The sequence below is a fragment of the Burkholderia sp. WSM2230 genome, assembly GCF_000472445.1.
Lineage (GTDB): Bacteria > Pseudomonadota > Gammaproteobacteria > Burkholderiales > Burkholderiaceae > Paraburkholderia.
In genome coordinates this window covers 275,870-295,954 of sequence record NZ_AXAJ01000007.1, presented here as the reverse complement: position 1 = coordinate 295,954, position 20,085 = coordinate 275,870, and the positions used below count along the sequence as shown (strand labels likewise).

Here is a 20,085-nt window from a genome sequence, read left to right as displayed (position 1 = left end):
CGGACCGCGTCGCCATTCAGCGCAGCGCGATATGAACGCTGCCATGAGCAGCGTCGATTTCGACTTGATCAGCTTCCACCACAACGAAACGCAACTGTTCGGCGTGGATAGCGCCACGCTCGGAGTCGCGGACGCCGCACCTCTCATGACCGCTCTCGCCGACGGATTCGAAAGCGGCAAGCTGCGCGCCCCGGTCATCGCGCAACGCTTTAACCTGGACGATGGTCCCGACGCTTATCGCGCTGTCGCGGCCGGCACCGAAAACACTGCAATGAAGTCCTACCTTGTTTCTCTTTTTGTTGGCGCTGCGGTCGGCGTCGTCTATGGGATCGCGCGGTGAAATCTCCGGCGCCCCCAACCGTCGCTCTCATTGGACTGAGACCTCGCCACTCCGCTACCTCAGATCGACCGTGACAAAGCGTCGTGCATGATTGCGCTGCACCAGCAACGCTGCCTGTTTGCCGGCGCCCGCCGCAAGCGACGCCAGTTCGTCCTGCGACGCGACCAGCGTGCCGTTCAACGACAGCACGACATCGCCCGGCTTGATGCCGACAGCAGCAGCCGTCCCCGATACTTCATCCACCATCAGGCCTTGAGGCAGGTCCAGGCTGCGCCGCTCGTCATCGGTCAGAGCATGCATGGCGAGACCGAGACGATCGAGCCCGTGACGCTGCCGCGAACCGGCTTCGGAACGTGGGCCAGCAACCCCGCCCGCCCCTGCATTCGCCTGTTGCGACGTTGGCCCGGCACTGACCATCACTGTGACCGGTCTGCGCTCGCGGATCAGCTTCAGCGGGACACTGCGTCGGTTCTGGAACGCGAGGTCCTGCCCGCTCAGGTCAGCCGCGTGCTCGATCGGCTTGTCGGCAAGCTGCACGATCACGTCGCCTGTTTTCAGATTGCTCGCCGCGGCAGGGCTGCCCGGCTCGACCGCAGTCACGAGTGCACCCGCCGCGCGCGGCAGGCCGAACGCGCCGGCCAGATTCGCATCGACGTCCTGTACATGAATGCCCAGATTGCTGCGCGCAACACCTTGCGCGCCTTGCCGGGCTTGCTGGGCCTGCGGGTCCTGTCCCTGTTGCGCCTGTGCATCCTGCAACTGCGAGCGCAGCTTGTCCGCCATATTGATCGGGATCGCGAACGTGAGGCTCTGCAGGCGGTCGCTGTCGGCATACACCTGCACGTCGATGCCGACCACTTCGCCAGCGCGATTGAACACGGGACCACCCGAATTGTCAGGGTTCAGCGACACATCCGTCTGGAAGAACGGAAAGGTGCTGCCGTCGGCAAGCGTGCGCGACGTCGCGCTGACAATGCCCGCCGTGACCGTGTTCTGGTAGCTGTCCGGCGAACCGATCGTCAGCACCTGTTCACCGATGCGCACGCGTGCCGAATCGCCGAGCTTGACGGTAGGCAGCTTCGTCGCCTCGATCTGCAGCATGGCGATGTCGCTCTGCGTATCGACGGCCAGGACCTTCGCCTTGAACTCGCGCCTGTCGGTCAGGCGCACCGTCACGTCATCCGACTGGCCGATCACATGCGCGGTCGTCAGAATGAGACCGTCCGCGCTCACGATAAAGCCTGATCCGACGCCCGACATCGCGCGCGGAGTAGCGCCCTGGCTGTCTTGCGATTGCGGCACGGCCTGCCTGAAGAACGCCAGGATGGGATCCTCACCTTCGATCACGTCTGCACCCAGGCCCGAAGCGGGCGCCGTGCTCGCGGGCGCATTCGACGGCACGGTTGCGCGGATATGCACGACAGCCGGCCCATAACGCTCGACGATTGCCGGGAAGTCGATAGGCGCGGCGATGCTGCCGGTTGCAGCCCGCTTTGCCCTCGCAGGCGCGACGGCGGGTGCAGATGAAGACGACGACGAAGGTCCCGATGGCGACGCAGCGGCGGGCGCAACACCAGAAGCGGCTGCCGGTGAAATCGCGACTTCCGCTGCGTACGCGATGGAACCAACCGTCATACACGCCGTGGTCACGGCAATGCAAAAAGAGACCAGCGACCGGGTTGACCGGCTCGATTGAGTGAGGTTAGACACAGCGCACCTCCCTTATGCCTTGCACTGTGAAGAATTTATTTCGCGCGTGACGGCGCCAGGCATTGCAGAGGACTCGCGCGTTCGAATGCGACCGGCCCTGTTGCAACTCGCCTGCTTTATTTATAGGGAAGCCGCGCGCGAATTGCAGCGAGTACAAATCCTGGCGTGCATCCAGGGCGGCGTAGTGCGTGTGGGGTCCGGCGTGCGGCGGCGCATCGACATGGTTCACCCGCCGGCTGCATACGTCGCAATCTCGTCGCGTAGTCCCGGCTGAAGAATGTCAACGGCCGGCCGGGCTCTGACCAGCACCGGCCTGCCTGGCCGAAGTCCAGGCTTCGCCAGCAGCGGCTCGCCGCTCAGGCTCGCAGCGCCTTCGCAAGATCGGCCAGGCGGTATGGCTTTTGCACAAAGATGAGATCGCCCAGCGCGTTTTTTTCATCTCGCAGCGGAACCGGCGAATAGCCCGACGTGAGCACCACCCTGATTCCCGGATACTGCGAGCGGACAAGGCGCGCCAGTTCCAGCCCGCTGATGCCGTGCGCCATCGTTATGTCGGTGAAGACAACGGCGATATCGGTTCGCTCCTTGAGAATCTGTGCAGCCTCCGACGCACTGCTCGCGGGCACCACCTCATAGCCGATGCTCATCAACAGTTCCGACGCGACGCCGAGCACATCGGGCTCGTCCTCGACGAGCAGAATCGTCTCGTGCTTCGCAACATGCGGAACACTGACGGCTGCCTCCCGCTGCGCGACCGGCAGATACAGATCGACTTTCGTGCCCTTGCCCGCTTCGCTCGAAAGATGTACGTCGCCCCCCGACTGCGTGATGAAGCCATACACCTGGCTCAGCCCCAGTCCGGTTCCCTTGCCTGGCTGCTTGGTGGTGAAGAACGGCTCGAACGCCTGCGCCAGCACGTCGCCCGCCATGCCCATGCCGGTATCCACAACGGAAATCCGGATGTAGCTGCCGTCCGGCAATGACGGAGGCAGTTCCGCGCCCGACTGAACAGTCTCGGTGCCGATCGTGACGGTGCCGCCCGTGGGCATCGCATCGACCGCGTTGACAACGAGATTGAGCAGCGCCGCCTCGAAGCGCGCTGCGTCGACCATTGCGAATGTATCGCCGGGTTGCAAGGCTAGCTCGACTTGCGTGCTGCGGTTACCCGCACGAGAAAGCATGGGCGCGAACTCGCGAATCAATGCATTCAGGTCGTGTACCTGGGCCTGCAATGGCTGCTGCCGCGCGAATGAAAGCAATTGCTGCGTGAGCGAGGCGCCGCGGTCGATAGCCCTGCGCATGCCTTCGATCATCCTTCTCTCGACCGGCGTCCGTGACTGGATGGCCAGCACCTCGAGACCGTTGGAGAGTATCGCCAGCAGATTGTTGAAATCGTGCGCGACGCCGCCCGTCAAGCGCCCGATGGCCTCCATCTTCTGCGCCTGGAACAGCGCCGTGTTGGCCTTCTCCAGCGCGGCTGCCGCCTCCTTGCGCTCGGTGATGTCGCGTGTCACTTTGGCGAATCCGACGAGAGAACCCGCGTCGTCGCGAATCGCATCCACCACGACGTGCGCCCAGAAGCGGCTGCCGTCTTTGCGAACGCGCCACCCTTCGCGTTCGGCACGGCCTTCTCTCGCCGCTGTCGCAAGAATCAGCGCCGGCGCACCCGCTGCCTTGTCTTCGTCCGAGTAAAAGCGCGAGAAATGTTCGCCGATGATCTCCGCCTGCCGGTACCCTTTGATCCGCTCTGCTCCAACGTTCCAACTGGTCACCACGCCCGCGGGCGAAAGCATGAAGATTGCGTAGTCGGTCACGCCCTGAACGAGGATCCGGAACTGCTCCTCGGTTTCGCGCGTCGCGTCCTGCCTGTTGTCAATCTGGCTCATGGGGGCCTGTTCCGGTGAGGTCGTAAAAATATATGGGCAGCGCACATTTTACGCCTCACCTATGAGGCATGTTTTATTGGCATCGTCGGTATCGCGAGGACCTGAACATGTCGCGCATCGCTACGCATGTGCTTGGCGTGCTGTTGATCCTGCTCGGCATCGCGTTCGGAGAAGCAGAACATCGCCTCCATCGTGAGCCTGACGTTGTCGATCGCGGCAAGCTCGAATTTCCCCCCTTGCTGCTGTCGATCTACTCGCGCGGCCTCACTACTCGCGGCGCGGTGATCGGCGGCTCGCTCGGCCTGCTTTGCGCGGTGACGCGCACCGTACTGAGCCCCACTGTACAGGTCCAGGCAAGGCGTGTATCCGCTGCGCGATGGGCTGGCGGAGATGCTCTCGATGCCTATACGAAGCGAAGAACTGCAGTTCGACACGCAGAAAATCCGCAGCTTCGACTGGAGCAGTTATCCGATCTTGCGATTCTCCGCCGCGCCTCGCAGCATCAACGTGCACCTGATCGACCGGCCCGGCGCGCCGTTTCCCGGCGCAGCGGAAGCGTCAATGGGACCGACTGCGGGAGCCCTCGCCAACGCGTTATTCGACGCGACCGGCCAGCGGGTGCGCGGCATGCCGCTCTTGGGCGACAGCCGGCGCCGGCGGATCGAGTCCTGGAGAATTCGTCGTCGGTACGGCGGCGGGCGCGCATCCCTGATAATCTGAGCGTCCTGGCCCCGCGGCGTGGCGCTTTCGCGCGCGCCGCATTGCCGCCGATCGAACGCCGATGCCGCCACCGTTTCGCCGCTTACTGCTGCTCTACCACGCGCTGCGTTACGGCGCGCGTCTGATCTGGCTCGCCGCGCCGCCCGGCCGCAAGCTCCACTGGATGATCGAACTGGTCGGCCGCGTGCATGCGTCGGCGGACGGCGCGCGCAGCGTTCACGGCCTCCTGCCGGCGCTCGGCCCGCTGGCCGGCCGTTTCGCGAAGGCGCTGGCCGAGCGTCCCGAACTGGCAAGCGCCACGTTGCACGACGCGATCGACGCGGTGGATCACCTGGAAACGCCGCTGCCGCCCCGCGAGTCCGAAGAAGCGTTGGCGCGCGCGTTCGGCCGCCCGCTCGCCACCCTGTTCAGCGCCGTCGACCTGATACCGGTGCGCAGCGGTTTCGCCGAACAGACGCATTTCGCCCGGCTCATCATGCCCGTCAACGGTCATCGCGAGGTGGCGATCAAGCTGCTGCGCGCCGGCCAGTTGCAACAGATCGGCGACGAGCTCGCGTTGCTGCGCTGGGTCGCGCGCTGGCTCGAAAAACTGTCGGGCACGGCGCGCCGCCTGCGGCTGCGAGCGCTCGCGCAAACTTTCACCGACGACATCCTGCGCCGCTTCGACCTGCGCGCCGAAGCCGCCAACCTGAGCCAGACCGGACATCACTTCGACGGCGACCCGCGCATCGTCGTGCCCAACGTGATCTGGGATCTGTGCACGAACCATACGCTGACCATGCAGCGCATCGACACGCTGCCGGCAAGCGACCTGAGCGGCCTGCATGCACATGGCGTGAAGCTGGCGCCGCTCGCCGCGCATCTCGTCGAAGTGGTAACCGAGCAGGCCTTCGAGCACGGCTTCTTTCATGCCACGCTCGACGCGCGGCGCGTTCGCGTGAGCATCGCGCCCGATTCGCTGGGGCGGCTCGTGCTGGCTGAGTTTTCCATCATGTCGAGCCTGTCGACCAGCGAGCGCGAGTTCTTCGTGCATGGTGCGACCGCGCTGTTCGATCAGGACTACGGGCGGCTTGCGGAACTGCATCGCGAGGCGGGCCATGTGCCGCACGACACGCGCGCCGAATTGATCGAAGCCGAATTGCGCACGCGTGCCGAAGCGCATTTCGCAGCGGCCCCGCAAGACCGCTCGGCGGGCTCGCTGTTTCACCATCTGCTGCACGCCGTGCATCCCTTCGACGGGGCCGTGTCCAGCCGCCTCGCCACCGCGCAGCGCTCGTTCCAGCAAGCCGAGATGCTGGCGCGCGCACTGCATCCGGGCGTCGATACATGGAATATCGCGCGGCGCGTGCTCGCGGACATCGCGCGGCGCGACGTCGATCATCGCGGCTGGCTCAAGCGCATTTCGCGCGAGCTGCCGCATCTCGCGCACATGCTGCCGCGCGTGCCGCAACTGGCGGTGCGCTATCTGCAACACGAGCACGATCGCGCGCGCAGGCCGGCGCAGAACGCTCAACTGCTGGCCGAAATCGGCCGGGAATATCGGCGCACGCGCGCGCTGTTGTGGGCATGCGCGGTGTGCGGCGGGATTCTCGGCGCAGGCACGATGTTGCTGATGCGCTGATGTGCTGATGTGCTGATGCGCTGATGTGCTGATGTGCTGATGTGCTGATGTGCTGATGTGCTGATGTGCTGATGTGCTGGGGCGCTGATGCGCTGATTGGCGCGGTGGAGCGGTGGAGCGGTGGCGTGGTAGCGTGGTAGCGCGGTGAACCGGTGACATGATGACCCGAGGGCGTGATCTCATGATCTCATGATCTCATGATCTCATGATCTCATGATCTCATGATCTCGCGATCTCGTGGGGGCGTGGTGGTGCGGTGGCGACGCGATGTGGCGGTCTGGCGTCGCCGCGGCGACGCAACGAATCAATCCGCCGTATCCGTGCCGGCCGGCACCCTCGCGTGCGCCTTTGCGCTCGGCGCGGGGGACCACGCGGGACGCGCCTTGCGCTCCGAATCCACCACGACGATATAGCGCCCCGCCCACGGCACGATCTGGCGATCGCTCTTCAACACCCACAACGACTTGCCCGAATCGACGAGCGCCGCATATTCCGCGTCGAGAATCCCGTAGTGATCGAGGAACGTATTGAGCGACGCGGGAATGCGCACGCAGCCCTTCGAATGACGCACGCCGAGCAGCGGCTCGAGCCGGTCTGGATCGGTGGCGTGCATCTGGAAGCGCATCTGCGAGATCCCGCCTTTGCCCCAGCCGCGCTCGGCCTGCGCCCAGCCGAGATCGAAGATGCGCATGTCGCGCTTGCCATAGCCGCGAATGTGGTTCTGGTTCTCCGTGCCCTCGGAGCGGAAATCCATGTTGGACGGCGTATGTTCGAACACGCCGAGCGGCGTCACGAAATGGTCGAACTCGCCAGGCCGGCCGGTGGATACCGGCGATGCGCCGATCATCTGCCAGGCGTCGGCGGGCGTCGCGCGAAAATAGATGAAGAGCGCCTGCGCGTTCGCGTTGCGGTCGACCATCACGACATACTCGCCCGAGAGTTCGCCCAGCGCGTGCTCGCGCAACGCCGCCTGCAGACGCCCGGCATAGGCGCGCTGCTCCGCGGCCGGCACATTGAGCCGGCGCGTGACCTGGCGGGAGAACATGTCGCGCAACGCCAATGCGCGGCGCGGATCCACGACGCCCGCGGCGTCCGGCGCGGCGAGGGACGATGCGTCGTCGGGCGATGCAGCGCCCGATGACGCAGCGGACGACGACTTGGCGGACGACGACGTAGCCCCTGATGACTCAGCGGACGACGACAGAGCGGAGGACGACCTACCGGGCAACGACGCAGCGGACGACGACCTGGCGGACGACGACATAGCGCCCGATGACGCGGCGCCGCGAGAAGCGGCTCCACTGGTTGCCTCGGGCAGCGTGGCGGCGAGGCTCGCGCAAGCCGATACAGCCAGCGCGCCGGCGACAGAGAAGCTCGCGAACACCGACGCCGGCGCATGCATCGGACGGCGCGGTGCCTTTGCGTCAAGCGATGGACGGCGTGCCGCCTTCGCGATGGATGACGCGCGACGCGACGCCTGCACGTCAAAAAGGAACGAGAACGGCAACGGGCGCAACATCTGCGCAGCGAATGACGGTCGACACCGTGCCTGCCCGCTCAATAACGGAGACTGCGGCGTCCGCACCCAGAATGACTGCCAGCGCAGCACGTGTGCAACGACCGACAGTCGACACAACGCCTTCCTGATCAACGACGGACGGCACAGCAAACAGAATGCGCGCCGTATACAGCGGGTCATGCGCGCCGCGACTCGTGTGGAAGCCGGGCGGTCCAGTTCTGGCGGGCGAGGCCGCTTGGGGTAGTTCATCGCGGGTTCGCACTGATGTGTGTTTATTATTGGCTGCTCGCAGGTTGATGCGGCGCTCGGAACCCGAGATGTTACGCAGCACATCGAAATCTGTCGATGGCGCCCGGCGGGTCCGCTGCGTGCTCGCAGGCCATGGAAGTCGCTGGTTAGACATCGCGTTCACGAGCAAGGAGCAGGAGAACCATGAAGCACACCGATCCAGCCGCTGTCCAGAGGGACATCGCAGCGGAACTGCATTTGACCGCCAGGTTCGACGCCAACGAGGAGATCGGGCGTCGAGTCTCTTTTCTCGCGAATTACCTGCGCAGCAATGGCCTGAAGACCTATGTGCTCGGCATTAGCGGCGGGGTGGATTCGACGACGGCCGGGCGCCTCGCGCAGCTGGCCGTCGAGCGCTTGCGCGCCGACAACTACGACGCACGTTTCGTCGCGATCCGCCTGCCGCACGGCGAGCAGAAAGACGAGGCCGACGCGCAGCAGGCGCTGGCCTTCATTCGCGCTGACGAGACGCTGACCATCGACATCAAGCCCGCCGCCGACGCGATGCTTGCGTCGCTGCGTCAAAGCGGCCTGCCTTTCTCCGACGAAGCGCACGAAGACTTCGTCCACGGGAACATCAAGGCGCGGCAAAGAATGATCGCGCAGTATGCGGTGGCCAGCACGCGCGCCGGCGCGGTGATCGGCACGGACCACGCGGCGGAATCGCTCATGGGCTTTTTCACTAAGTTCGGCGACGGCGGCGCCGACGTGCTGCCGCTCGCCGGCCTCAACAAGCGCCGCGTGCGCGCGGTCGCGAAGGCGCTGGGGGCCTCGGACGCGCTCGCGCACAAGGTGCCGACCGCCGACCTCGAAGCGTTGCGTCCACAACGGCCCGACGAAGACGCGTACGGCGTTCCCTACGAGACCATCGACGACTTCCTGGAAGGCAAACCGGTCAGCGACGAGGCACGCAACATCATCTTGCGTTTCTACACTGTCACGCGGCACAAGCGGGCGCTGCCGTACACGCCGTTCGACTGGCCGGTGCCTGAGAGCGGGAAATGAGGCGAGAGGCGTGGGCATGAGGCATGAGGCGTGGGCCTCAAGGCGCAAAGCAGTGCGCCGCGAGGCGCAGGCTGCGCGCCGTGAGCCGCTCGACGCGGGCCGTGAGCCGAGGGCCCTGAGCCCTGAGCCGAGGGCCACGCGCAGCAAGGCGCAGTCCGCAAGGCGCACGCCGAGTCCGCCAGCCGTCAGCCCCAGCCCCGGCCCCAGCCCCAGCCCCAGCCCCCGGAAGTGTGGCGCGCTCAGTGAGCCGGCGGCGGCTCGTCGGTGAAAAGATCGGCGCTCGCCTCCAGCGCCACGCCGCCCAGGTGCTTGCCGTGAATCTGCCGCGCGATGACTTCGCCGACATACGGCACCTGCGCGTCGAGCTCGACCGTCGCGTACGCGCCGGGCTTGCCGGCGTCGATCACTTCGACGTGGCGCGCGTAATGCCCGAGCTCGCGCTCGAGGAATTCGCGCACTTCCTGCTCGCTGCAAGACGGCGCGATGTTGCGCACGATCAGGTTCATGCGGCCTACCCTTGCCGGCTGCCGCGCCTGTCGGCGCGCACGCGCGCCGGGCGCAATGCCGCGCGCTGTCTAGCCTGTGCGGCGGCCAGTTCGCGGATGAGGGCGGCGCCCGCCGCGCCCAGCGCGGCCAACGACAGGTAGAAAGCAATCATTCGAATCTCCGGTATTCCGACAGGTTCGCCAGGTTTCCTGTTTCAGGATAGCCACTGGCGGTCGCAAATGCGATGCGACGCGGCGTGTGGACACCAAGCTGCATTGACGACGGCAAACAATGCACTGTACCCGAACGGCACAATCTCCGTTCGGCAACTGCGCTGTCTCTTTGACGGTGCTCAGCGCTCCAGACGTTTGTCACCCAGACGCCGGACGCAAGGAGCGAGCCGCGCCGTGCATGCCGGTGTGCATTGCGTCGATGGACACGCGGAAAAACCGGGCTCGAGCAGTCAGTGTCAGTCCGCGTCCTGCACGTTGGCCGCGCTGACCCACCACGCGTTCCTGCCTTGCGGCAATTCGACCAGAACTGCCGAGGGGTCGTCGACACCGTCGTCCGCGACTTCGCATACCGCGAGGCCGTCGGGCAGACGCTTTACTTCACCGGCCGACTCAAAAAGCGCGATGCGCTGTGCATTGAGCGGACGCAGTTGGCGATAGACATCGAAGCTGATGGCCGCGGGCACGTCGCCGCGAATCTGCAGCGAGTCGGCTTTGCCGCAACGGATCGACTCGGCGGCTGATACTGGCGCGCTGCCGGCGGCGCACGCGAGGGTCAGCGCAGCCAGCGTCGCGGCGGCAAGATGTGAATAGGTCATGGTGGTTCTCCGGAATGAGTTGGGTCGGCGAGTTGAACGCGAAATAAAAGGCACGCCAGCCAGACGACGGCAAGCTACCGGAACGCAGGCTAAACGGCGCGCGCAAGAGAAAGGGAGCCTGGTTTGCGCAGTCGCTGTCGCTGTCGTAGCCATAGCCATTGCCATAGTCACAGTCACCGCCACAGTTACAGCCGCAGCCGCAGCCGCAGCCGTAGCCGCAGCCGTAGCCGCCGCCACCCATTCTTCCTGTCGTCGCTCATCTGCAACGCAGTCCGCGCAAGGCCGCGCAGCAACCAGGCTACATCACGGCGATGTGACGCGTCCCGCGATACGCCCGCCTTCGACGCTGGTGGCCACGTCGAGCCGGCTGATGTTGCAGGACTCCTGGCCGTAGCCCGAATAGACCACCGACCAGTCGCCGACGATCGCTGCTTGCGCTTCCGCGAGACTCAGCTTGCCTTCGCAGACGCAGCGCTTGAGCATGACAGCCGCGCGCGCCTTGCGCCGCTCGCCTTGGCGCCCTGCCCACGGCAGAAGGCCGAGGTTGGCGGGCGCATCGGGCGAACCGCCGAGCACCACCGGCACGCGCCGGTCCAGCGCGAAGTCGGCTGCGTCGTCTGCTTCGATGCCACGCTCGGCGAGCATGCGGTCCTTGTGCGCCATCAGTTCATCAAACGGCGGCGCAACCGTGCTGGCATAGCCGGGCCGGCAGATCGTCTCGCCGATCGACTGCTGAGTGACATGTTGATCGAGCATGCCCGCGTCCTGCGCATGCGCCGCACCGACTCGCAATGCGACGAACGCGGTCAGCCCAAGCATCAGCGCGATACGCGCATGCCGCGCGCGCGACAGCGCCGACGTATGTGGGTACGGTCGAAAGATAGTGCCGGTATGGTCGGCGCAACAGCCGCTGCGACGCCTGTCTGCAATGCCTGCCTTCATTCGTCGGCGCGCCGCCGGGGGCGCGCAATAGTTCAATTCGCAAGGCAATTAAAACACATTCGAACCGCATGCGTAAAAAGCGGGTCGAAGCGCGGCCTGCACGAGCGCCACTACGCACCACTGGCTCCCCCGGCGCCATCACTCACTACGCACCGCGACGAACCGTTGCACTGACACCGCGCCGTCTGGTCTATTGCGTCGCCCGGGCCTGAAGCGCACGAATGCGGCTGAGCGCTTCGGTGTTGGCTACCGTCGCATCGTACATTTGCGCGAGATCCGCCTTCAGCGCCGTGCGCGAGCCGCCGTCGAGATACACCATGTGGCCCGACGGATAGAAGCGTGCTGACAGATTCTGCCGAACCTGCTGACTGAGCAGCGGCATTTGCTGCAGGTCGAGCACCGTCTGATAGAACGGCGTGACGAAATCATAAAAGCCGTTTGCCGACAGTACTTTGAGATCAGGGTTCAACGCCATGACGGCGGCAAGATCGCCGGCCGTGTAAAGGATCACGTTCCCTTTGTCGTCCACGCCCTTCTGCGCGCCGGTCGGGTCGACGTGGCTGAAGTCCCAGAACTGGAACGTCTGATCGTTCAGATCCGTGAAGGCCGAGTTCGACGTGTATTTCAACTGCTCGTTCAGATAGACGTTCCACATTGTCGTATAGACGCCCGACACCGCCGTCATCGTCGGGTCGTTGCCGCCCGAGTTCGGGTCGATCTTGCCGGCAATGCCGGTTCCGATGGCGGTAACGCGGCCGTCGTAAGCACCGAGCACGAGGCCCTGGGGCTTGAGCAGCGTGGTCAGAAACAGCGAATTGCCACGGCTGTCGTACGAAGCGATGTCAAGGCTCCACGCGAGCAAGGTGGTCTTGTCGATGCCAGTGTATTCGGCGAGCTTCTCGACCGTCGCCGAATCCGTGGTTGGGAACTTGCGCAACGCCGCGAGGTAATCCGTGCGGGCGAACTGGGCGACTTCCTCCGCGAAGGCGCCGAGATCCGTCGGCCGCGGCGCGATGCCGAGCTTCTTGTGATACCACGCGTCGGCGGCGGCCGTGGGCAGCACGCCGACAGGATTGCCCGCCTGCGCATAGTCGAGAATCGACGATTGCAGCGTGATGCCGTTCAGATCGACCCCGCCCTCGTGCAGCCGGTAGGCGAGCACGCAGCTGCGCGCCGTGCCGTACGACTCGCCGAACAGATACTTGGGCGAATTCCAGCGGTTGTTCTTCGTCAGAAAGCGCTTGATGAACTGTGCGATGGAATCGGCGTCCTGGTCGACGCCCCAGAAATCGCGATTCTTCTTAGGCGCAATAGCCGCCGAATAGCCGGTGCCGACCGGATTGATGAAAATCAGATCGCTTTTGTCGAGCAGGCTGTCGGGGTTATCTTCGATCGTGTAGGGCGCGGGCGGCGTGAAGCTCGGCATCGACGTCTTGATGCGGCGCGGCCCGAACGAGCCGAGCAGCACGAATACAGCCGAAGAACCGGGCCCACCGTTATAGAAGAACGTTAGCGGCCGGGTTTCCTCGTGCTGGTTGTCCTGCGTGAACGCGACGTAGAACATGCGCGCGGCGGGCTCCGAGCTGCTCGGGTCGACGATCACCAGATGGCCCACCGTCGCCGTGTAATTGATCTTCTTGCCGTCTATCGTGACCGAGTGATGCGTGATCGCGGCGTTCTCGTCCGTCGCGGTGACGGAATCGTCCGGCCCGTTACCGTATGCGACCGGATCGAAGAAGGGCTGATCGCCCGCCTTGTGCTTGCCGCCCGCCGCTGCGGGCTTGGCGGAGGCTTCGGAATTGTGCGGCGACTGCGGACTAACGGACGCTGGCTCTGTGCTTGTCATGATCGCTCCATGTGTACGTTCACGTCTTGCCGGTGCTGCGGATTTTCTGCCGGCCAACTTGTCGACCGATTTGTCGGCCAACTTGCCGACCGATTTGCCGACTATAGTGCGGCAGCCACTTTCTGACCATTGGGGCTGCCGAGTCCGGTGCACGCGTCCCAGCCCGCGGACGCCGCAAAGCTGCCGTTATTGCCCTGCGTGATGTCGTTACAGACGCCCGCCGCCTTGTACAGCTTCGGATTCACGAAGCCCGCCGGCGCGCCTCGTGCCGCATTGATGCGGGCAATCAGCCCGGCCCACAGCGGCGCCACGGCGCTCGTGCCGCCCACCACCGTTTGCGTGCCCGCGACCAGCACGGTATAGCCGGTGAGCGGCGAGGCGTCGCCAGCCACATCCGGGACGCCGCGCCGCGCCAGCGGCTTCTTGCCGCCCGCCGTCAACGCAACCGAAAGTCCCTCCTGCCAGGCGGGCAACGCAAACGCGCCGCTCACGCCACCGCCGCCCGCGCCGCCTTGCGGACCGTCGTTCCAGACCACCTCATGGGTGATCGCGGTGCCCGACGCGCTCACGCTCGTGCCGCCGCACGCGAGCACATACGGACTCGCCGCCGGAAAGTCGACGTGGTCTCCGCCACCGGCGCCGTCGCTCGATCCGCTGTCGCCCGACGCCGCACAAACCGTCACGCCGAGCGCCGCGGCGGTTTGCAGCACGCTGTTGAACGCCTTCAGCGACTGGCTCGTCCAGATGGACTCCGGCCCGCCCCAACTGATGGAAATCACCGACGGCTTGTTGACCGTATCGTGCACCGCGCGGCTCACTGCATCGATAAAACCGGCGTCGCTGTTCGGCGCGAAGTACACCGCAATCGTCGCGCCCGGCACGATGGCGCCGACAATCTCAATGTCGAGCGTAACCTCGCCGTCAGGCCCGCTGGGATCGCCGGTCGGTTCGTTGCGCGCCTGATCGACGCTGACTGATTTCACCGTGGGCGAAGGTACGCCGAGGCTCGCGAAGTACGATTTGAGATCCGCCGGATCGTATCCGCCGCCCAGTTCGATGATACCGACGCACTGGCCGCTGCCGTCACCCTGTGGAAACTGGTAGAGCGATGCGAGTTCCAGTGGCGTGAACGAAGCCTGGTGCGTTCGGGCGGGCCTGAACGGCGGGCGGATGCGAAAGTGCGGCCGCGCTTGCGGGCGGTTGTCGAGCCCGAGCACCGCCTCCACGACGTCATGCAGATCGTCCGGCACATGGACCGCGCCGGTGCGGCCGCGAAATTCCCCGGCCGTATGGTGCTGATACTTTTCGAGCTTGACCTCGAACGCGCTCTGGAATTGCCCGACCGTGCCCGACAGCAGCACCGAGCGCGCGGCCGGGTCCTCGCGCAGCACCGTGAGGCCATGAGCGGCGGCAAATGCCTTGACTTTGGCGATGTCCTCGGGGGCCGCGCCATAGTCTTTTGCCAACACCTCGCGCGACAGCGGTTTTACGTTCGGATCGCCGGCTTCGATCCGGCTCATCAGCGCGTCGAATTGCGCCTGCTGCTGGCGGCGCAGCATGACGAAAACCTCGATCTTCTCGGATGGATCGCAGGCTCCGATCAGTTTCGAACCTTGTTCTACCGTTCGCTCGCTTCCGGGCAGCGGTTTCTTGGTGGCCATGTGTCGATTCTCCTCTTGGCATGACGGGCGGGATGCGAGGGACAGGAGAGCGGCACGTGCGCCCATCCACTCGCCGCCGGACGACAGCTGTTACATGGTGATGCGTTACATGATGATGCAGGCGGGTTGCTGCATGCAGGACTTCGCAAACCTTCGGACCAATGCATTCGAACACAGTTCCGGCGCGCGCGGCAGTCGGCCGAATGGCCAATGCGGCGGCTCCCTCATGCACGCAGCGCAGCGCTCCGTTATGATGCTGCAGCGGCCATTCAGCCGTTACATTGCCTCGCGCCCGTATGTGCGCACGATCGAAGAATCAGAGGAACCCCATGTCAATCTCGATGTATCAAGCATCTCTGCCCGTGCTGATTCGCGGCCTCACCAATCTGCAGGCCATCCTCGGCAAGGCCCAGGCGCATGCCGCAGCAAAGCAGATCGAACCGTCGGTATTCACGAACGCGCGCCTCGCGCCGGACATGCTGCCGCTCGTGCGCCAGATCTATATCGCAAGCGATACCGCGAAGGGTTGCGCCGCGCGTCTTGCCGGCGTGGAAGCGCCCAAATACGACGACGTCGAACAGACTTTCGACGAACTGCACGCGCGCCTTCAAAAGACGATCGACTATCTGAAGGAATTCAGCCCGCAGCAGATCGACGGATCGGAGGAGCGCACCGTCACGTTGAAAATGCGCAGTGGGGCAATCGACTTCACGGGCCAGTCGTATCTGCTTGGTTTCGTGCTGCCGAACTTCTTCTTCCACGTCACCACGGCGTACGACATCTTGCGCCATAACGGCGTGGAGCTCGGCAAGCTCGATTATCTCGGCGCGCTAAAGTAAGCGGAGCCCTCACACGCGCGGCTGGAAGGCGATGATCGCCATGCCGGCCAGCGTCACCGCGACGCCGGCTGCGTCCCACAGCGTCGGCCGCACCTTGTCGACGCACCACAGCCAGGCTATTGCCACCGCCACATACACGCCGCCGTAGGCCGCATATACGCGGCCCGCGGCGGTGCCGTGCAGCGTGAGCAGCCACGCGAACAGCGCGAGACTGAGCGCGCCCGGCAAGAGCAGCCAGACGGAGCCACCCTCTTTGAGCCAGCGCCACGGCAGATAGCAGCCAAGAATTTCAGCCACGGCGGTAATGGTGTAAAGCAGCAAGGTTTTCATCGACTACAGGCAGTGTGTGTTCGCGTAGCGCAGGCCGCGCGCGATCAGGCATGCGCGCGGATCGGCGCTCTATCGGTCTTATTGACACAATCACTTGGCGCGCGAGCAAGGGCCGTGCGAAAGTCGCCGCACCTTTTTGCCATTCACGACCTTTGCCCGACATGAGCACTGCATCGCCCTGCGTCGACATCTGCAAGTTCGACAGTGAAACCGGCTACTGCATCGGCTGCCTGCGCACACGCGATGAATGCAGGAGCTGGAAGAAGATGAAAGACAAGCACCGCAGAAAAATTATCGACGACCGCTCGCGCCGCGAGCGCAAGCTGAAGCGGTAGACCGTTGGAGTTCGTTAGAAGGCGTGGAAGCGTGGCGCAGCCCGGCAAAACTGTCAATCTAGCGACAGCCGCAGCGCGAAGCCGATCAGCGCCGCCGAGAAAGTCCAGCGCTGCAGCGTCTGGGCAAGCGGATGCGCGCGCATCCATTGGGCGATGCGCGCAGCGCCGACTGCATACGCGAGGTCGAAGCACATGCCGACCGCGAGCAGCACCGAACCTAGCTCGATCATCTGCAACGCGACCGGTCCCGCTTCGGGGCGCACGAACTGCGGCAACAGCACCGAGCAGAACAGCAGCGCCTTCGGGTTCAGCAGATTGGTCAGCAAGCCCTTGACGAACGCAGCCCGCAACTGGCGCACGCCGGTCGTGCCAGCCCGCTGCGGCGAGCCCGCCTCGTCGTTTGCCGCGCTCGCGTCGGGCAGCGCGAACACCGGCGAGCGAAAAATCTGGATGCCGACCCACGCGAGATAAACCGCGCCGCCATAGCGCACGACGTCGTACAGCCACGGCGCATTGCGCAGCAGCGCGGCCGCACCGCATGCGGACAGCGTCACGTGCGTCGCGCGGGCCACGCCGAGCCCGCAAGCGGCCGCGAAGCCGCTGCGCACGCCGCGCCCAATACTCGTTTGCAGGATGAGCGCCATGTCGGGACCAGGCACCGCGTAGACGACCAGTAGCGCGGCGATATATACAGCGAGAAGGTGTGCGGAAATCATGTGAGCCTCTTTTATTCAGGGCTCTATCTTGCTATCGCCGATGGAGGGTTTGCTGGCGAATTTCCGGAGTCGTGGCGTGAGTTTTGGAGGAATGCGCTAAGATCGCGTGATTTTCGTCGGCCTTCCGCCAGCGCAAAAACAGTCGCCACCAGACATGACAACCGACCTCGACAAGACCGACCGCGCGATTCTCGCCGCGCTGCAAAAAGACGGCCGCATGTCGAATGCGAAGCTCGCCGAACTCGTCGGCCTCAGCGAAACGCCTTGCGCGCGGCGCCTGAAGCGCCTCGAGCACGATGGCTACATAGGCCAGTACCGGGCTGTGCTCGCGCGTTCGGCGCTCGGCTTCGGCGTGGTTGCGTTCGTTCTCGTGCGCTTTGCCGTGCACGACAAGGACCTCGCCAACCGCTTCGAGCGCGAAGTGCAGGCGATTCCGCGGATCATCGCGTGTCACAACGTATCGGGCAGCGCGGACTACATCCTGCAGGTGGTCGCGCGCGACCTCGACGATTACGGCACGTTCATGCGCGACCAGATGCGCAGCCTGCCGGGCGTGACATCCGTGGAGTCGGCGTTATCGTTGCGCGAGGTGAAGGCCGACGGCGGCTTGCCCCTGTTGTGAGCCCGAACATGGCATAGTCACGCCATTTCACGCGGCGCGAGCCGCACGGACGAACACGGAGTTCTCATGGACAACATCGATCACGACAAGGCGCGGGCCGAAGAAACCGCCGCGATGGAACGCGTATTGACCGCGACACAACGGGTGAAGACGGCGTTTGCGTCGTTGCAGTCGCAATTCCCGCCGGCCGGCAGCGGCAAGCCCTCGCAGTTCGCGCTGCAGACTTTCGACGCCGCCCTGCAGGAGCTCGAAGACGCCCAGGCCGCATTCGACGAACTGCTGGGCGACCTGCTCGACGGCAACCGCTGAGCCTGTTAGCTGCGCTGGGAGAAGCGCGCCGCCGCTTGCCCCAGCGCAGCGGGACGTTCAGCCTTCCCGGGTTTCGATTACAGGTTCGCAAAGAATCGGAAAGTTGACCGAGTTCGCGATATAGCACTTCTCATGCGCCGTGTGATGGAGGCGCCGCGCCAGTTCGACGTCGCCGCCCGCCTGAATGAGCACGCGCGGGCGCAGCACGATCTGCGCAAAGCGGCCTTGTTGTGGACTGTCGAGCATGGTTCCTTCGGCTTCGTCGCGATAGTCCACGACGACAACGCCCGCGTCCGAGCACAGGTGCAGGTACCACAGCTTGTGACACGCCGAGGCCGAGGCGACCAGCAGGTCTTCGGGATTCCAGCGGTCGGCGTCGCCGAGAAACGCGGCGTCGGACGAGCCGGCAATGGCCGGCTTGTTTGCCGAGGCGATTACATGATCGCGGCCGTAGTCGCGATAGCCGGAGGTTCCGGTGCCGCGATTGCCTGTCCACTGCACGCAGACTCTGTATGTGTGCTCGCCGTATGCCATGCGCGCTTCCTGTGATCGAACGAACCGGTTGAAGGAGCGTCTATTCTAGCCGCCGGGCGCCGGCCAACCCGACGTTCTCGCCTGTCTGTCTATCGAGGCGCCGCGGGCCTGCCGCTCAGGCCCGGCACTCGCGGATCGGGGTTCTGGTTCAGGCTCGTGCCGTTCGCCCGCATGTTGTTGGGCACGTGCCCGGGACTGACGGTAATGCCTGTGCCAAGGCGCGTGCCGGTGCCCAGACCCGTGCCGTTGCCCATGCTGTTGCCCGCGCCACTGCCAAGGCCGCTGCCGACGGCCCCGCCGGGCGTAGTAAGCCCCGGCGTCGGGTTGAGTGTCGAGCCCCCTGCTCCGCCACCGCGTGCTGCGTTTCCACTCGACGGCACCGCGTTCAGGCCGCCATTGCCGGCGTTGCTGCCGACCGCCTGCGCGGCCGCCATTCCGCTCATGCCGCACAGGCACGCTGCGACCATCACCATTGATGCAATACCGCCAGTTGCAATGCTCATGACTTCGCTCCGTGAGATAACGCACCGCTCAACCCATATGACGAGCCGCTGCCTGCTTCGTTCACGGTCGTAACAGGGTCTATCCGCGTCAGCGCGCGAACGGCGTTCCACCGTGCAACGTCGTACAAATGCTTACAAAGCACGCGTCGGGAGCGTACACCTGACGCTTCGTGCAAGCGTTATTGCAGGCATCTACCCGCGGAGCCCGCAATGAACACGAACCTCACGAGCAGCACTTCACCGCGCAGCCGTATTCATCCGTTGATCGCCGGCGCAGCAGTGGCCGTCATCCTCGCAAGCGCGACGGGGATCGCGGCGATGACCGGCTTGCTGCCCACTTCGCATGCGCTCACCGAACCGGCGCCTTCGCCGGCCGCCCTCGCCGCGCAGAACACGAGCGGCGCGCTGGCCGCACCGCAGCCGGCGTCCGCTCAATCAGCGGTTCAACAAACGGCTCAACAAACGGCTCAACAGGCGGCGTTGCAAACCGCGCAGCAGCCCATCGCGCAAACGGTGCAGCAGCCGGCGCAGCACGCCGCGCCCGCAAAGCCGCCGGTTCATCGCACGCATACCGGCGCCACGCAAGCGCCGCGATACGCAAACAACAACGGCTACCACACGGCCAACGAACCCACCGCGGCTCGCCCGGTTCCCGCCGATCCGTACGCGGGCGAAGTAGTCGCCATCAACACCGTGCAGTCGCCCGAGCCGACCACTGGCCTCGGCGCACTCGGCGGCGCGGTTGCCGGCGGCCTGGTCGGCAATCAGATCGGCGGCGGACGCGGGAAGATCCTGACCACGATTGCGGGCGCGGTCGGCGGCGGGCTTGCAGGCAACGGCATCGAGCACGCCGTGCGCAAGCAGACCACCTACCAGGTTCAGGTGCGCATGCAGGACGGCAGCTACCGCAATTTCGACTATCAGACGCAGCCGCCCGTGCAGGTCGGCGAACGCGTGCGCGTCTCGGGCGACACGCTCACGGCTTCCTGAGCGCTCGCGAAAATTTCTTGGGAGCCGGCGCGCGAGAAATGAGACTCGGCGAGC

At 65.1% G+C, this 20,085-nt stretch carries 21 protein-coding genes and 2 pseudogenes; 10 read left to right on the top strand and 13 right to left on the bottom strand.

The genetic code is table 11. The features are described from left to right. The first annotated feature begins 43 nt into the window (after window positions 1-43). Window positions 44-340 (top strand): hypothetical protein, encoded by a 297-nt coding sequence (locus A3AC_RS0116540; protein ID WP_442856508.1) that lies wholly within the window; start codon window positions 44-46, stop codon window positions 338-340. 54 nt (window positions 341-394) lie between these two features. On the opposite strand, the gene A3AC_RS0116535 is transcribed toward A3AC_RS0116540, so the two are convergent. Both A3AC_RS0116535 and A3AC_RS0116525 read right to left on the bottom strand, forming a co-directional pair. Beyond that, on the bottom strand, window positions 395-1,975 hold the full coding sequence (locus tag A3AC_RS0116535) for a trypsin-like peptidase domain-containing protein (RefSeq protein WP_198017999.1): 1,581 nt from the start codon (window positions 1,973-1,975) through the stop codon (window positions 395-397). Between the two features lie 431 nt (window positions 1,976-2,406). Beyond that, window positions 2,407-3,936, bottom strand: coding sequence for a PAS domain-containing sensor histidine kinase (locus tag A3AC_RS0116525; protein ID WP_025600179.1), 1,530 nt, complete (start codon window positions 3,934-3,936; stop codon window positions 2,407-2,409). A gap of 110 nt (window positions 3,937-4,046) precedes the next feature. Between A3AC_RS0116525 and A3AC_RS31030 the strand changes: the two are divergent. The 3 genes and pseudogenes from A3AC_RS31030 to A3AC_RS0116510 all read left to right on the top strand — a co-directional run. Continuing rightward, window positions 4,047-4,289, top strand: a pseudogene (locus A3AC_RS31030) (sodium:solute symporter family transporter); the annotation flags it as partial. A 61-nt stretch (window positions 4,290-4,350) separates the two neighbouring features. Further along, a pseudogene (locus tag A3AC_RS0116515) lies at window positions 4,351-4,656 on the top strand (hypothetical protein); the annotation flags it as partial. 61 nt (window positions 4,657-4,717) lie between these two features. Then, on the top strand, window positions 4,718-6,277 hold the full coding sequence (locus A3AC_RS0116510; protein ID WP_025600177.1) for an ABC1 kinase family protein: 1,560 nt from the start codon (window positions 4,718-4,720) through the stop codon (window positions 6,275-6,277). A 304-nt stretch (window positions 6,278-6,581) separates the two neighbouring features. Here the strand turns inward: A3AC_RS0116510 and A3AC_RS0116505 are convergent, their stop codons facing one another. Next, the gene (locus A3AC_RS0116505) at window positions 6,582-7,733 is read right to left on the bottom strand and encodes a L,D-transpeptidase (RefSeq protein WP_442856509.1); all 1,152 of its coding nucleotides are present in this window, start codon (window positions 7,731-7,733) and stop codon (window positions 6,582-6,584) included. Between the two features lie 495 nt (window positions 7,734-8,228). Between A3AC_RS0116505 and nadE the strand changes: the two genes are divergently transcribed. Next, window positions 8,229-9,089 carry an ammonia-dependent NAD(+) synthetase gene (nadE, locus tag A3AC_RS0116500; protein ID WP_025600174.1) on the top strand — a complete coding sequence of 287 codons (861 nt, stop codon included), beginning with the start codon at window positions 8,229-8,231 and terminating at the stop codon, window positions 9,087-9,089. A 239-nt stretch (window positions 9,090-9,328) separates the two neighbouring features. Here nadE and A3AC_RS0116495 read toward each other — a convergent pair whose 3' ends face one another. From A3AC_RS0116495 to A3AC_RS0116470, 6 genes are all read right to left on the bottom strand, one after another. After that, a complete protein-coding gene (locus A3AC_RS0116495) occupies window positions 9,329-9,595 on the bottom strand; it encodes an RNA-binding protein (protein WP_025600172.1) in 267 nt (88 codons plus the stop codon). Between the two features lie 5 nt (window positions 9,596-9,600). Next, window positions 9,601-9,747: a hypothetical protein gene (locus A3AC_RS30700; RefSeq protein WP_198017998.1), complete on the bottom strand. Its 147-nt coding sequence runs from the start codon at window positions 9,745-9,747 to the stop codon at window positions 9,601-9,603. A gap of 297 nt (window positions 9,748-10,044) precedes the next feature. Continuing rightward, on the bottom strand, window positions 10,045-10,404 hold the full coding sequence (locus A3AC_RS0116485; protein ID WP_025600171.1) for a hypothetical protein: 360 nt from the start codon (window positions 10,402-10,404) through the stop codon (window positions 10,045-10,047). A gap of 303 nt (window positions 10,405-10,707) precedes the next feature. After that, window positions 10,708-11,346, bottom strand: a complete 639-nt coding sequence (locus tag A3AC_RS0116480) for a hypothetical protein (RefSeq protein ID WP_025600170.1) — start codon at window positions 11,344-11,346, stop codon at window positions 10,708-10,710. A gap of 190 nt (window positions 11,347-11,536) precedes the next feature. After that, the gene (locus tag A3AC_RS0116475; RefSeq protein ID WP_025600168.1) at window positions 11,537-13,192 is read right to left on the bottom strand and encodes a S10 family peptidase; all 1,656 of its coding nucleotides are present in this window, start codon (window positions 13,190-13,192) and stop codon (window positions 11,537-11,539) included. Between the two features lie 101 nt (window positions 13,193-13,293). Further along, a complete protein-coding gene (locus A3AC_RS0116470; protein WP_025600167.1) occupies window positions 13,294-14,853 on the bottom strand; it encodes a S53 family peptidase in 1,560 nt (519 codons plus the stop codon). Window positions 14,854-15,182: 329 nt separating this feature from the next. Here A3AC_RS0116470 and A3AC_RS0116465 point away from each other — a divergent pair, with 329 nt between their 5' ends. Then, a complete protein-coding gene (locus A3AC_RS0116465; RefSeq protein WP_025600165.1) occupies window positions 15,183-15,692 on the top strand; it encodes a DUF1993 domain-containing protein in 510 nt (169 codons plus the stop codon). A gap of 9 nt (window positions 15,693-15,701) precedes the next feature. On the opposite strand, the gene A3AC_RS0116460 is transcribed toward A3AC_RS0116465, so the two are convergent. Then, window positions 15,702-16,022: a YnfA family protein gene (locus tag A3AC_RS0116460; protein WP_025600164.1), complete on the bottom strand. Its 321-nt coding sequence runs from the start codon at window positions 16,020-16,022 to the stop codon at window positions 15,702-15,704. 161 nt (window positions 16,023-16,183) lie between these two features. Here A3AC_RS0116460 and A3AC_RS0116455 point away from each other — a divergent pair, with 161 nt between their 5' ends. Further along, the gene (locus A3AC_RS0116455; RefSeq protein ID WP_025600162.1) at window positions 16,184-16,357 is read left to right on the top strand and encodes a DUF1289 domain-containing protein; all 174 of its coding nucleotides are present in this window, start codon (window positions 16,184-16,186) and stop codon (window positions 16,355-16,357) included. Between the two features lie 53 nt (window positions 16,358-16,410). Here A3AC_RS0116455 and A3AC_RS0116450 read toward each other — a convergent pair whose 3' ends face one another. After that, entirely contained in the window at window positions 16,411-17,073 is a 663-nt protein-coding gene (locus tag A3AC_RS0116450; RefSeq protein ID WP_025600161.1) for a LysE family translocator, read from the bottom strand. A gap of 154 nt (window positions 17,074-17,227) precedes the next feature. Between A3AC_RS0116450 and A3AC_RS0116445 the strand changes: the two genes are divergently transcribed. Further along, a complete protein-coding gene (locus A3AC_RS0116445; protein WP_025600159.1) occupies window positions 17,228-17,695 on the top strand; it encodes an Lrp/AsnC family transcriptional regulator in 468 nt (155 codons plus the stop codon). Window positions 17,696-17,761: 66 nt separating this feature from the next. Next, window positions 17,762-18,004, top strand: coding sequence for a hypothetical protein (locus A3AC_RS0116440; RefSeq protein WP_035475245.1), 243 nt, complete (start codon window positions 17,762-17,764; stop codon window positions 18,002-18,004). A 57-nt stretch (window positions 18,005-18,061) separates the two neighbouring features. On the opposite strand, the gene A3AC_RS0116435 is transcribed toward A3AC_RS0116440, so the two are convergent. Together A3AC_RS0116435 and A3AC_RS0116430 are read right to left on the bottom strand one after the other, a co-directional pair. Next, window positions 18,062-18,538 (bottom strand): OsmC family protein, encoded by a 477-nt coding sequence (locus A3AC_RS0116435; RefSeq protein WP_025600157.1) that lies wholly within the window; start codon window positions 18,536-18,538, stop codon window positions 18,062-18,064. Between the two features lie 89 nt (window positions 18,539-18,627). After that, the gene (locus A3AC_RS0116430) at window positions 18,628-19,041 is read right to left on the bottom strand and encodes a hypothetical protein (protein WP_025600156.1); all 414 of its coding nucleotides are present in this window, start codon (window positions 19,039-19,041) and stop codon (window positions 18,628-18,630) included. A gap of 210 nt (window positions 19,042-19,251) precedes the next feature. Here A3AC_RS0116430 and A3AC_RS0116425 point away from each other — a divergent pair, with 210 nt between their 5' ends. Next, a complete protein-coding gene (locus A3AC_RS0116425) occupies window positions 19,252-20,031 on the top strand; it encodes a glycine zipper 2TM domain-containing protein (protein WP_025600154.1) in 780 nt (259 codons plus the stop codon). Window positions 20,032-20,085: the final 54 nt, after the last annotated feature.

Excerpts from the sequence above, each read along its gene's own strand:
- A3AC_RS0116540 (WP_442856508.1), top strand. The coding sequence starts at position 44 with ATGAGCAGCGTCGATTTCGACTTGATCAGCTTCCACCACAACGAAACG.
- A3AC_RS0116535 (WP_198017999.1), bottom strand. The coding sequence starts at position 1,975 with ATGACGGTTGGTTCCATCGCGTACGCAGCGGAAGTCGCGATTTCACCG.
- A3AC_RS0116525 (WP_025600179.1), bottom strand. The coding sequence starts at position 3,936 with ATGAGCCAGATTGACAACAGGCAGGACGCGACGCGCGAAACCGAGGAG.
- A3AC_RS0116510 (WP_025600177.1), top strand. The coding sequence starts at position 4,718 with ATGCCGCCACCGTTTCGCCGCTTACTGCTGCTCTACCACGCGCTGCGT.
- nadE (WP_025600174.1), top strand. The coding sequence starts at position 8,229 with ATGAAGCACACCGATCCAGCCGCTGTCCAGAGGGACATCGCAGCGGAA.
- A3AC_RS0116495 (WP_025600172.1), bottom strand. The coding sequence starts at position 9,595 with ATGAACCTGATCGTGCGCAACATCGCGCCGTCTTGCAGCGAGCAGGAA.
- A3AC_RS30700 (WP_198017998.1), bottom strand. The coding sequence starts at position 9,747 with ATGATTGCTTTCTACCTGTCGTTGGCCGCGCTGGGCGCGGCGGGCGCC.
- A3AC_RS0116485 (WP_025600171.1), bottom strand. The coding sequence starts at position 10,404 with ATGACCTATTCACATCTTGCCGCCGCGACGCTGGCTGCGCTGACCCTC.
- A3AC_RS0116480 (WP_025600170.1), bottom strand. The coding sequence starts at position 11,346 with ATGAAGGCAGGCATTGCAGACAGGCGTCGCAGCGGCTGTTGCGCCGAC.
- A3AC_RS0116475 (WP_025600168.1), bottom strand. The coding sequence starts at position 13,192 with ATGACAAGCACAGAGCCAGCGTCCGTTAGTCCGCAGTCGCCGCACAAT.
- A3AC_RS0116470 (WP_025600167.1), bottom strand. The coding sequence starts at position 14,853 with ATGGCCACCAAGAAACCGCTGCCCGGAAGCGAGCGAACGGTAGAACAA.
- A3AC_RS0116465 (WP_025600165.1), top strand. The coding sequence starts at position 15,183 with ATGTCAATCTCGATGTATCAAGCATCTCTGCCCGTGCTGATTCGCGGC.
- A3AC_RS0116460 (WP_025600164.1), bottom strand. The coding sequence starts at position 16,022 with ATGAAAACCTTGCTGCTTTACACCATTACCGCCGTGGCTGAAATTCTT.
- A3AC_RS0116455 (WP_025600162.1), top strand. The coding sequence starts at position 16,184 with ATGAGCACTGCATCGCCCTGCGTCGACATCTGCAAGTTCGACAGTGAA.
- A3AC_RS0116450 (WP_025600161.1), bottom strand. The coding sequence starts at position 17,073 with ATGATTTCCGCACACCTTCTCGCTGTATATATCGCCGCGCTACTGGTC.
- A3AC_RS0116445 (WP_025600159.1), top strand. The coding sequence starts at position 17,228 with ATGACAACCGACCTCGACAAGACCGACCGCGCGATTCTCGCCGCGCTG.
- A3AC_RS0116440 (WP_035475245.1), top strand. The coding sequence starts at position 17,762 with ATGGACAACATCGATCACGACAAGGCGCGGGCCGAAGAAACCGCCGCG.
- A3AC_RS0116435 (WP_025600157.1), bottom strand. The coding sequence starts at position 18,538 with ATGGCATACGGCGAGCACACATACAGAGTCTGCGTGCAGTGGACAGGC.
- A3AC_RS0116430 (WP_025600156.1), bottom strand. The coding sequence starts at position 19,041 with ATGAGCATTGCAACTGGCGGTATTGCATCAATGGTGATGGTCGCAGCG.
- A3AC_RS0116425 (WP_025600154.1), top strand. The coding sequence starts at position 19,252 with ATGAACACGAACCTCACGAGCAGCACTTCACCGCGCAGCCGTATTCAT.